This window comes from Streptococcus hillyeri, assembly GCF_003686955.1.
Lineage (GTDB): Bacteria > Bacillota > Bacilli > Lactobacillales > Streptococcaceae > Streptococcus > Streptococcus hillyeri.
Map to the genome: position 1 here is coordinate 1 of NZ_RCVM01000034.1, position 12,385 is coordinate 12,385.

Annotated in this window: 8 protein-coding genes; 6 read left to right on the forward strand and 2 right to left on the reverse strand. The window is 38.3% G+C overall.

Annotation, left to right across the window (positions count from 1 at the left end; genetic code table 11):
- Nucleotides 1–214: hypothetical protein (locus tag EAF07_RS10825; RefSeq protein ID WP_245962728.1), on the reverse strand; the 214-nt coding region annotated here is incomplete at its 3' end.
- Between EAF07_RS10825 and EAF07_RS10940 the strand changes: the two genes are divergently transcribed.
- From EAF07_RS10940 to EAF07_RS10190, 6 genes are all read left to right on the forward strand, one after another.
- Nucleotides 192–290 (forward strand): LPXTG cell wall anchor domain-containing protein, encoded by a 99-nt coding sequence (locus tag EAF07_RS10940; RefSeq protein ID WP_425452101.1) that lies wholly within the window; start codon nucleotides 192–194, stop codon nucleotides 288–290. The genes EAF07_RS10825 and EAF07_RS10940 overlap by 23 nt on opposite strands.
- An 803-nt stretch (nucleotides 291–1,093) precedes the next feature.
- On the forward strand, nucleotides 1,094–2,092 hold the full coding sequence (gene trpX, locus EAF07_RS10170; RefSeq protein WP_121836435.1) for a tryptophan ABC transporter substrate-binding protein: 999 nt from the start codon (nucleotides 1,094–1,096) through the stop codon (nucleotides 2,090–2,092).
- 25 nt (nucleotides 2,093–2,117) lie between these two features.
- The gene (locus EAF07_RS10175) at nucleotides 2,118–2,984 is read left to right on the forward strand and encodes an ABC transporter permease (protein ID WP_121836436.1); all 867 of its coding nucleotides are present in this window, start codon (nucleotides 2,118–2,120) and stop codon (nucleotides 2,982–2,984) included.
- Complete coding sequence (locus EAF07_RS10180; protein WP_121836437.1) at nucleotides 2,981–3,739, forward strand: ABC transporter ATP-binding protein; 759 nt, start codon at nucleotides 2,981–2,983, stop codon at nucleotides 3,737–3,739. Before EAF07_RS10175 ends, EAF07_RS10180 begins: the two co-directional genes overlap by 4 nt.
- Before the next feature lie 269 nt (nucleotides 3,740–4,008).
- Nucleotides 4,009–5,670 (forward strand): ribonuclease J, encoded by a 1,662-nt coding sequence (locus EAF07_RS10185; protein ID WP_121836438.1) that lies wholly within the window; start codon nucleotides 4,009–4,011, stop codon nucleotides 5,668–5,670.
- Nucleotides 5,671–6,152: 482 nt separating this feature from the next.
- Nucleotides 6,153–6,917, forward strand: a complete 765-nt coding sequence (locus EAF07_RS10190; protein WP_121836439.1) for an alpha/beta hydrolase — start codon at nucleotides 6,153–6,155, stop codon at nucleotides 6,915–6,917.
- A 278-nt stretch (nucleotides 6,918–7,195) separates the two neighbouring features.
- On the opposite strand, the gene EAF07_RS10880 is transcribed toward EAF07_RS10190, so the two are convergent.
- Nucleotides 7,196–12,151, reverse strand: a complete 4,956-nt coding sequence (locus tag EAF07_RS10880; protein ID WP_121836440.1) for a S8 family serine peptidase — start codon at nucleotides 12,149–12,151, stop codon at nucleotides 7,196–7,198.
- Between the last annotated feature and the right edge of the window lie 234 nt (nucleotides 12,152–12,385).

Consider the following 12,385-nt stretch of genomic DNA (forward strand, 5'->3'; position numbering starts at 1 on the left):
CGAACAAAGTAACAGTTGTTCCACCGAGTCCAAATCCACCAAAACCACCGGTTCCAATCAACCCACCTACTCCAAATAATCCGCCTTCAGGTAATACCCCACCACCAGGTGAAACACCACCACCAGGCAATACCCCACCAACACCACCAGGCAATACCCCACCAACACCGCCAGCAAACCATAAACCAAACTTGCCAGCAACTGGTGATAGCACTACCTACCTTGCGGTAGTTCTAGGAGTTATGAGTTTAGGTTTAGGTACATGGGTTATGAGAAAGAAACGTGACTAAAGAGAAGGCATAAGCGATAGCTTAAACTTCTAGAGGCAGAGAAAACTCATTCTCGCTTGATTAGAATGTTTCCTTAAAAAGAGAGAAGACCAAATGAAAGGTCCTCTCTCTTTTTTGTACCATTGGGATATTGGTAGTGACGTAAGCGTCCAATAACGAAGTACCTGTAAAAATCTCTCCCTCTCCGTTATACTGTCATTAGAAAACAGAAACGGAGGATTTTCATGATGTCAATACCTATCGTTCCTTTGGGTTCGCCCCATCAATCTCGTCAGATTGAAAAGAAATGTAAAACTAATCTTCTCCTCAAACTAAGATTAGGTAAACTAGAAATCAGTTGCTTTTATCCCCTTAGTCAAGATCAACTAGATTTTATTCTAGAAAAGGTACTTACTTATGACCGTCAGGCTCAATGATTTAGGGCAGGTCTATCTTGTCTGTGGGAAAACCGATATGATCCTTGATAAAAGGATAAAATGCCAAAAGGATAAAATGCCAAAAAATTTAGAAAATTTTATAAAAGGGCTTGCAATTTTACAAATTTAAGTTATAATTAAGAAAATTAAACGAGAGGAGTCTTTGACATGAGAGCATTCACATCTACAAACTGGCAAAGCTGGCGTCTGTAACGTTGTGTTTATGTTTTGGCATAGATACGACTTTTTGGAGTACTTCAAAAAAGTATCTGTGCCGCTTGTCTTAGACTTCAAAAGAAAAGCGTCATAGGAAACTAGGCGCTTTTTTGCATACTTCCTTTATCATTGACCGTTTAGCCTAGACTTTATTGAAAAGAAGGAAAACTTATGAAACACAAAGGACTTATTGCCACACTTATTGCCATCACACTCTTGACTGCATTTGCTATTTTTTCTAAGGAAAATGGCAGAGCACCAAAATCCTCTGAGAATCAGGTTGTTAGAATCGGAATCTTACAGTTCGTTACCCATGAAGCCCTTGATGCTATTAATAAAGGCATCGTCGATGGCTTAGCTGATGCAGGTTACGATGGAACAACTGTTCAATTAACACAACTGAATGCGGAAGCTGATCAGAGTAAAATCAAAACCATGTCAGATCAGTTAGTGAAATCTAATGATTTGGTCATTGGGATTGCCACCCCGGCAGCGCAAGGTTTAGCAAATGCAACAGCAGATGTTCCAGTTGTTATGGGAGCTATATCAGATCCTGTTGGTGCCAAATTAGTTACTGATTTACAAAAACCTGAAGGAAATGTCACAGGGACATCAAACATTGTTCCTGTCAAGCAGACTGTTGATTTGATTGGAAAACTCACCCCTAATGTCAAGAAAATTGGTGTTCTCTATGCAAGTAGTGAAGATAACTCGATTTCACAAGTCAAAGAGTTCCGCCAATCAGCACAAGAACAAGGGTTTGAAGTGATCGAGTATGCTGTTCCTTCAAGTAATGAGATTACCGCAACAATGGGGATTATCGTTGATAAGGTAGATGCTCTTTTTATCCCCCAAGATAATACCATTGCGTCAGCTTTTCCAACAGTAATTGGAGCAGCTAATGAAGCTAAAATCCCAGTGTATTCAAGTGTTGACACTATGGTTGCTCAAGGAAGTCTGGCAGCAATTTCTCAAAGTCAGTATGAACTAGGGAGAGAGACAGCTAAAATTGCTGTAAAACTTTTAGCGGGGAAAGAGGTTAACAAGGTTCCTGTCGCTATTATTGATACTGGTAAACCGCTTGTTAACCCTAAAGCAGCAGAGCTACTTGGGCTTATGCTTCCGAAAGATATCATGGAAGAAGCAGATATCGTAAAATTGCAAGAATAGATAAAACAATATTAAGGATAAAAACATGATTATTTCAGCAGTATCACAGGGGCTCCTGTATGGTATTTTAGGATTAGGAATCTACCTCACTTTTAGGATTTTAAATTTTCCAGATATGACGACAGAAGGATCTTTCCCTTTGGGAGCGGCAGTAGCAGTCACTTTAATCAATCATCATATCAATCCTCTTTTTGCAACTCTTTTAGGAATGTTAGCAGGTTGTTTGGCGGGATTAGTGACAGGCCTTCTCTATACAAAAGGGAAAATTCCAACTATTTTAGCAGGAATTTTAGTGATGACCTCAGCTAACTCAGTCATGTTAATGATTATGGGGAGAGCTAATTTAGGTCTTCTTGGCAGAAAAACATTAATGGATTTCTTGCCTTTTAGTAAGGATGTTAATGTTTTATTGTTAGGGGTGATTTCAGTTACCGTAGTGATAGCTTCTTTAATTTTCTTCTTACATACACAATTAGGACAGGCTTATATTGCGACTGGTGATAATAGGGATATGGCCAAGAGTTTTGGGATCAATACTGATCGCATGGAAGTGATGGGTTTGGTTGTTTCCAATGGGATTATTGCTCTTGCAGGTGCCCTTATTGCCCAACAAGATGGTTATGCAGATGTGCAAAAAGGTATTGGGATTATTGTTGTTGGTCTGGCTAGTATTATTATTGGTGAGGTACTTTATAGCAATTTAACACTGTTAGAGCGTTTGATTGCTATTGTTGTCGGCAGTATTCTCTACTGGGCATTGATTTCGATGATACTAGCTTTAGGATTCAATAGTAACTATTTGAAAATTTACAGTGCAATAGTGCTTGCGCTCTGCCTTATTTTCCCAACAGTAAAAGAAAAAGTTTTGAAAGGAGTGACCTTATCGCGATGACAAAAATTGTAGAATTAAAACATGCCACAGTTCGTGTTAATAATGGTTTTGATGAAGTCAAGGTTATTTTAGATGATGTTAATTTGACCATTTACGAACATGATTTTTTAACCATTTTGGGTGGAAACGGTGCAGGAAAATCAACCTTATTTAATGTCATCGCAGGGACGCTCATGTTGACCAGCGGCAGCATTTTCATCATGGGAGAAGACGTGACCCATTTACCAGCTGAAAAGCGGGCTAAGTATCTGTCTCGTGTCTTTCAAGATCCGAAGATGGGGACTGCTCCTCGTATGACAGTTGCTGAGAATTTGCTTATTGCTAAGTATCGTGGAGAGAAGCGCAGCCTTTTACCAAGAAAACTTCAGGAATTTTCGGATGAGTTTTTGGCACTTTTAGCAAAAACTGGAAATGGTTTAGAACGCCATTTAATGACACCAGCTGGTCTCTTATCTGGGGGGCAAAGGCAGGCGCTAAGCCTTTTAATGGCAACGCTAAAACGTCCAGAGCTTTTACTGTTGGATGAACACACCGCAGCACTTGATCCTAAAACCTCAACGTCACTGATGACTTTGACGGATCATTTTGTTAAAGAAGACCGTCTGACAGCCTTGATGATTACACATCGTATGGAAGACGCCTTGACTTATGGCAATCGTGTTTTAGTCATGAAAAATGGTAAAATCGTAAAAGACGTATCTGCAACAGAAAAAGCTCAGATGACCATCAGTGATTATTATCAAATTTTTGAATGAAAAGATCTGCCTCGTGCAGACTTTTTAATTGTCTTTTCAGAAAAATATTTTCAAATATGGTATAATACAAGGGACTGTAATTCGACTTACTAACCTTCGCAATTACTTGTGTGAAGGACGTAAGGAACGTTTGTAATTGATTTATTAAATAATTAGAGAAAATTTTTACGATTTTCTCAAGATAAAAGACATAAGAAAGGAGTGCCTAGTCAGTTTATCTAGGCTGGGGTTAAGGGAAGTAAAAATCTTAATCCTAAGGATTTTCAAGAATGAGTGATATTAAAATCATTGCCCTGGGTGGGGTGCGTGAAAATGGCAAGAACTTTTACTTAGTAGAAGTTAATGACGCGATTTTCGTTTTAGATGCGGGATTAAAATACCCTGAAAATGAACAACTGGGGGTAGATGTCGTTATTCCCAACTTAGATTATTTGGTTGAAAATAAAGATCGTGTTCAAGGTGTCTTTTTAACCCATGGACACGCTGATGCCATCGGAGCTTTGCCTTATCTTCTACAAGAAGTTAAAGTCCCTGTCTTTGGTTCTGAATTGACCATTGAACTGGCGAAATTGATGGTTAAAAACAACAATAACATCAAGAAGTTTAACAATTTTCATGTGGTTGATAGCGTTACTGAGATTGATTTTAAGGATGCTACAGTATCGTTCTTTAAAACGACTCACTCAATTCCAGAGAGTTTGGGAGTTGTGATTGGGACTGATCAAGGGAATATTGTTTACACAGGTGACTTTAAATTTGACCAGGCAGCAAGTAAATTTTACCAGACTGATTTAGGTCGTTTGGCTGAAATTGGTCGTGAAGGTGTCCTTGCACTCTTGTCAGATTCAGCTAATGCGACGAGCACTGTTCAAATTGCCAGTGAGGCAGAAGTTGGCGTTGAAATGAACAATGTGATTGAAGAAGCGCAAGGACGTGTGATTGTTGCAGCTGTAGCCTCAAACCTTGTTCGTATTCAACAGGTATTTGATGCAGCAGCACGCTTTGGTCGCCGTGTGGTTCTGACTGGATTTGACGTTGAAAATATTGTCCGCACAGCTATTAAACTTAATAAATTATCTGTCTTTAACGATCGCTTGATTATTAAAGCAAAAGATATGGACAAATATGAAGATCACGAATTAATCATTCTTGAAGCTGGTCGAATGGGTGAGCCGATTAATGGTTTGCAAAAAATGGCAATTGGACGTCATCGTTATGTCCAAATTAAAGATGGTGATTTAGTTTATATAGTTACTACGCCAAGTATTGCTAAGGAGGCAGTCGTAGCCCGTGTTAACAATATGATTTACAAGGCTGGTGGCTCTGTTAAGATGATTACACAAAATCTGCGCGTGTCTGGACATGCTAATGGGCGTGATTTACAGTTGATGTTGAATCTTATGAAGCCTAAATACCTTTTCCCAATTCAAGGAGAATACCGTGATTTAGCAGCCCATGCAGATCTTGCTGAAGAAATTGGTATGTTGCCAGAAAATATTTATATCGTGAAGCGTGGGGACATTATGCACCTGTCTGACCAAGGTTTCCTTCATGAAGGTGGTATCCCAGCTAGTGATGTGATGATTGATGGAAATGCCATGGGTGATGTTGGTAATATCGTTCTTCGTGACCGTAAAATTTTGTCAGAAGATGGTATTTTCATCGTTGCTTTGACCGTCAATAAACGCCAAAAGAAAATCATTTCAAAAGCAAAAGTTCACACACGTGGCTTTGTTTACGTTAAGAAGAGTCGTGATATCATGCGCGAATCTGCCGATTTGGTGAACACAACGGTTGAAAATTATTTTTCAAAAGACAATTTTGATTGGTCAGAATTAAAATCAGCTGTCCGTGATGATTTGAGTAAATTCCTCTTTGACCAAACAAAATGTCGTCCAGCAGTTTTACCTGTAATTATGGAAGTTCGTTAATCAATAGTAAAAATTCTACCGCACTTAGAGGTAGAATTTTTTGATAACCCCATTGTAAATTTTGGAGTGTTTTTGCCATTTTGTGCTATAATGATATAGTGTTTTAGCTTTAAAATGGTAAACTCGTTTAAGATAAAATGTCTCAGTCACAATGAATTCCTCTTCAATATATGGTTGTTTTATAATATTTTATTGCTGGTAGTTTCTGCAATCATTACGAGCGACGAAGTCGCCACAACTAGCACTTTCCGCAGTGGTGATAACACTAAAACTAATAAGTTTTAGTGTGTGGGGGTGAAATTGTCCAGTGGACAGTTTCAGCCTGAGCTTAGAAACCTGGGAGCGAAGGAGACCTAGGCTTGCCAAGAAGGAATGGAACTCTGTAGGAGGTCGCTTCCGCCCCATACCACATTAGGAGAAGTGCTAACAAAAATACTAAATAAAAACTAATTGACTTTAAAAATTAATAAGGGGAACAAAACATGGCATTTATGAAGATTGAATATAGCTCAGAAGTATTAAAACAGGATCGTCAGGTTACCGTGATTTATCCTGAATGTGGAGTTGGTGAGGATATTCCTGTTCTTTATCTTCTTCATGGAATGAATGGCAATGAAAATTCTTGGAATAATCACTCAAATGTCCAGCGTTTGGTGAAAAAGACGAATCTGATTGTTGTGATGCCTAATTGTGATAATGGCTGGTATACCAATACAGCTAGTGGAATGGCTTATTATGATGCGATTGCGATTGAACTCCCTCAGGTGCTGCGCCGCTTTTTCCCTAATATGACCACTAAGCGTGATAAAACCTTTATTGCTGGTCTTTCGATGGGTGGTTATGGCGCTTTAAAAATTGCTTTAACGACCAATCAATTTAGTTGGGCTGGTTCATTTTCAGGTGCCTTATTTACTGATGAAACCATATTAGAGCATACTACTGAGAATGAGACGCCTTATTGGACTGGGATTTTTGGTCCCCTAACAGCTAAAAATCTTTCTAGGCATTCTTTGACTTATCATGCAAAGGTTTTTGATGGACAAACAAATCTCTACGCTTGGTGTGGACAAGAAGATTTTCTTTTTGAAGCTAATGAAAAAGCTGTCGCTGACCTTAAAAAAATGGGGATTACAATTGATTACCGCAAATCTCATGGAACACATGAGTGGTATTATTGGGAAAAACAAATAGAAATTTTTCTTGAAATGTTACCGATTGACTATGTGAAAGAAGAGCGTCTTAGCTAGAAAATCATAGCCATCTTATTTCAAGATAATAATAAAAAAGCATAAAATCATCTGAAACAGATATGAGCTGTTCCTCGTGATTTTATGCTTTTTTATTATTATCTTGAATAAAGGTTAGAACAGCGTTAAGTAGCTTTGGTGGACTTTAGTTCTATCAGTAGTCCCTTGTCCTATTTCTTTCTCAATCCACTATACTATTTTTTGACTATTCGTGTTAAAAAAAGTCTGATTGTTCATCTCGTAAACTGATATATTTAAAAAGTAATGTTTACAAAGACTTAGTCCTGTTTACGTTTAATACCTAAGTAGGTTGCCAAACTGCTCAATATCACTCCGAGGATAGGAAGTTGCAAAAGTCCTAAGTTCTTCTCGCCTGTTTGTGGGAGGTTTGTCTCTGCCGGTGATACAGGAGCAGAAGGAGTTTGTTGGCTGATTTGAGTTTTGTAGTTATCTACCTTGATTGGATTTTGTAAAATTTGGTTGGTAGGATTTGGTTCACTCATATCTTCTTGCTCTAAAGGAATTTCCAATTTAAGATTATTAATATGAGGGTGTTGGTGTTCTGCCTTGGTATGACTTTTATCGTTTTCAGAGTGATTTTTTTGATTATCATCTAAGGAGTTTTTAGGTTGCTCGGAATATTCTTTGATTTCTTCAGGAACCTTATTATCATTTGGTACTTCTTCAGTCACAACTTTAGCATAGAATTTGTACTCTATTTCGTTACCTAAGTAGTCTAGTGCATGGACTTTGATAATATCGTTATCTTCGATATCAAGTTCATAGTGGAAGACTTGGCCATTATCGCCGTATTCACCAGTTAAGATGCGGCTATCAATCATATTATTATTGATGTACAATTTCCAACCATCAAGATTATCTTGTATGTTACCTGTGATGATAACTTTGCTATTTTGAGCGGTAATGGTACCATTGACCTCTTTATCATCTTTTTCTTTGAAGAAGGTGATATGGCTAGTGTCGAGCGCAAGAGCTGGTTTTTCTGTATCAAGATATAAGAAGTAGCCTTTGTTAAAAATGAGTTCCTCTTTGCCATCAATGGTTTGATACACTTTGATATTGATTTGGTTGCTTCCATCTGTGATCGGTAGATTCAGGTTTTCAAGTGTCCAACCGTCTGAGTCAGAATCAGAACGATATTCTACAGTAGAAAAAGGTTTGTAGGCATCAGCAATTTGTTGATTACGGTTGTAGTGAACATTTGTATTGGTGATGACAGCACGAAGGGATTGACGAAGGAAAATAGGAACCTTGTAGAGAATATTCCCTTTATCAACTGAAGCAAAATTATTGTGCTTATCTTCAATGATATCAAAATAGGTGTATTTTAAGACGTTATGCATCGGGATATTTGAAACGGTGAAAGTATCATCATCGTCAGAAGGTGTTTTGCTATCTTCGTCAACATCGTTGGTTTCCTCATCGTCAGATTCTTCATCTTCATATTCATCGTCGCCAGAGTTTTCCTCGCCAGAATCATCATCGTTAAATTCTTCGTCATAAGATTCTTCATCATCGTCTTCGTCGTCAATGTCTTTATCAACTTGTCTATCTTCCTCGATTTCAGATGTATCATCATTTTCGATATCTTCTTCTGACATGTCATCTAAATCTTCTAAGTCATCTTCATCCGCTTCCTCGTCTCTGCTTTGTTTCGTTAAACGTGAGCTACGTGATGTAGATAAGTTAAATTTATTTCTAAATCTAGGTGAGGTAATCACTTCCTCATCTTCTTCGGTATCCTCTGAGTCATTGTCTACAATATGGAGGATTCCAGTGAGTTTTTTCCAATTAGCAACTGTTAAACGGTGTTCGGTGCTGTTTCCTGCTTGGTCAAAGACTTCAATGCTGAGATCACGATCCTCATCTTTATCTGCCAAATCAATCTCATATCGGTGATTTTCTAATTTTGTTACAGGAGTTTCACGATAGGATAATTTGGCCTTAACTGTTTTGATAGCATGATTATCGCTAGGAATAATAGTTAATTTATTGGTATTTGTATCATAAGTCACATCATAGGTTGGGCGCGTGCTATCCACTTTGATAGGGATATACATGGTTTGGTATGGTGAATCTGATGTTAACCTCGCGCGGAGACGGTAGTAGTATTGCCCTTCGGGAGCGGCTTCATCTTCACCTGTTTTGCGATTATACAACTTACCTTCCCAGATATTTTCATTGGCAGGGGTATCGTAGTGTTTTCGATAATGCTCATATTCTTTATAAATACTGCTACCGTATTTATTGGCAAAATGTCCTGTTTGTAAGACTTGTAGTACCTTAGCTTGATCGTCATTTCGGTCTACGATAGCGACTTCGTAATCTTGAGCCTCTCTGAGGAAAATATAGCGTGGGGCAACCTTGCTAACAGCATTGACATCTCTTGGTTTTGTTGTTAAGGCATAAAGTTCCGGGTTAGGCGTCTCTTTTCCATCTTCTTTACCAATGGTAATATACTCAAATTCATCATGTGTTTTATATTTTGGATGGAGAAGTAGTGAGAGTTTTGTTTTAGATTCTTTTTCCCAAGCTGGCGCATCTGCAATAGCTTCTTTGTGCCATTCTCCTTTGAACCCCATATAAGGCATGCTGAGATTAGGATGGTTTTTGTCTGCTGAAATAAACTCAAGATAACCTTCAACAAATTCATCCTTAGCTTGACCTGTTTTAAGAACAACATCAATAGTAACTGATGAATTTGGGTCAATGGTTACTGTTTCTGGATGTTCTAGTGATGCCCCTTCAATGGCTTTAGGGAAAATGGCTTGAATAGCAATTTCACCTGATTCATCAAGACGTATGCGTTCTGAGTTGGTTACTCCCTGGACGGTACCGTGTTTCAAGGTGAAGCTTTGCTTAGTATTCCCAAGATTTCTAAATGTCAGTTTGAAGGATTTTGTGTCACCGATTTCTTTTAAAGAAGCTGCGCCTTTATTATCATGGGTGACAATAACAGTTGATTTTAATGCTTCTTCGAATTGTGTCAATCCAGCCCCTTGTTGTCTAGGTGAATGATAGAGAGAAGTACGACCGCCGTTGGCCTCTTCTTGTTCTTGAAGAGGTTTTGCTGTATTCATCAAGAGCAATTTTGTTAACTCAACCAGTGATAAGTCTTTCTCAGAAGACTTTGCAAGAAGGGATTTGGCGTGTTGACTGAGCAGAGCACTGACTCCTGCTACGTAAGGAGATGCCATGGATGTCCCAGACAGCATGACGTATTTTCCGTGGTTTCCTAAGGAATAAACATCCTCACCAGGTGCCACCAAATCGGGCTTGATTTCTAAGTTGAGATTAGCTCCCCAACTGGTGAACCCAGAAACTCTAGGAGCATTGAGCAGTTGATGAGGGACGGCTTCTTTATTAAAGGTTAATTTTTGTTCCAATTGCTGAGCAGCTAAAGCGATAAGTTCTTGACCGTCTTTATGAGAAACACTGATTGCCCATTTGTTAGGAATATCTAAATTATGATAGCCGATAATAGGGTGTGTTTCAAAATTACCACGGCTATACTCGGTAGGATTATTGATGACAATAACACCTTTAGCACCTTTTCCTATCCACTTTTTAACCTTATCAAAAACAGACTCACCACCTCTGTGGACTAGAGCAATTTTATTATAGAGTGGCGCGTGGTTTTTATCTTCTCTTGTTTGGTCAATATATACTAAGGAAGCAGATGCATTAGAAAGTGTTTTCTCATTATGCTTGCTGAGGTCAGAGTATGCATAGTTTTTCCCACCAATGGTTAGTGTTGGAAGATAAACAATTGGGCTTTGAGCTGAACCAACCCCAATCGCTAATGGGTTAGCAGCAACAGAAACAGTTGTTGAAAGGTCTTTAGTGTTTAAAGAGTTATCAGTGTATTTATCGTAGGTGTTAGTTGATGGCGCAGCTCCATAATTTCCCATAGCCGCAACAACGATAACACCAGCTTCGGTTGCCTTTTTGACGGCTTTATAGAAAATATCATCAGGATGTCCCGTCCCACGTTCGCCAACACTGAGGCTAATGACATCAGCTCCGCGTTTAACAGCGTCTTCCATAGCATGAAAAACAGCATCGTCACCAACGTATTCGTATTCATCAGTATTGCCATAATTTTCAGAGAAAACTTTGTAAGTCAGCAGTTGTGCATTAGGAGCGATACCTTTAAACCCTTTTGGATCCAAAGAATTACCTGCTAAAATACCTGCAATATGCATACCATGTGGAGATTTTGCCTGGTCAATCATATCCGTATCGCCACGCATGTAATTGAAACCATGTGGCACTTTATGGTTAAACTGACCATTTGGTGTGATGTCTTTAATTTTCATTTTATTCAAAACATCCGGGTCAGTAATATCAAGTCTCAAGTCAGGATGGGTTAAATCAATACCAGAGTCAATAGTAGCTATCACAAGACCACGACCATCAAGGTCTTTATGTAACTGCTTAAATTGAGGGCTAGTCATTAAACTTGCTAAAGGAGCTTCTGATTGTCTAGGTTTGCTCGTTTTATAACTTGTACTTTCTTGAATGGTTTTAATTCCAGAAGTCTTTTTTAACTTCTCAAGTTCAGATTCAGGAAGTTCGACAGCAGCCCCTTGGAATAACTGATCATAAGTGTATTTTACGGTCAATCCCTTAATGGCTTCTAAATCCTTTAAAATGGTGTCTTTTTTGCCATCTTCAAATTGCAAGATATAGCGTTTCGGTCCAAAGGTTTCTGTAGGTTTCTCCTTATCTAGCTCTGTATCGTCAAATTCTTCGTCATCTAACTCTGGGTCATCTAATTTTTGTTCAGATGTCAAAGACTCTATCTTTTTGTTTGTGCTTGATTTTTCTTTCTCTTTAAGGACAGAGGTCTCACTTTTATTTGTGATAGGTGCTCCATTTTCCGAGGTAGATGCTACATCAGAAGGAGAGACAGTGTCTGTAGGGGTTGTAACGTTTGCAGTATCGACTTGTTGAGCAGAATCATCCTGTTTTTCTGCAGAGCTATCTTTTATTGATGATTCTTCTTCAGCAGAATCATCTGTGACTTGATTTCCTTTTTCGTTTTCTTTTGAAATAGCAGAGCTTGACGCGTCTGTAGTCTCAGAAACGAGGGGGAGTGACAGATCGGAAAGATTAGTTTCTTCAGCGAGAACCTCGCTAGAATGAGACATTAAAATCAATGGACAGCAGAGTGCCAATAAGCTTATGGGGAATGTTTTTTTAGAATTCATAAATCCTCCTAGGTTTTATTTATTTTAAAATTAGGTTGACCTAATTTTAAAATAAAGTTTTTAACCTGTCAAGGACTATAATAAATAATTATTTAAAATTGTTTATGGGTAATTTCCCAAAGTAATTTCCACTTTAGCTTTCGAAGTGGAAATTAGTCTAAAACGGATTTTTATGGTGGAATTAAGTCTGAGACGTTTGTGTTAGAAATGAGTCCTTACTATGACAAAATATAA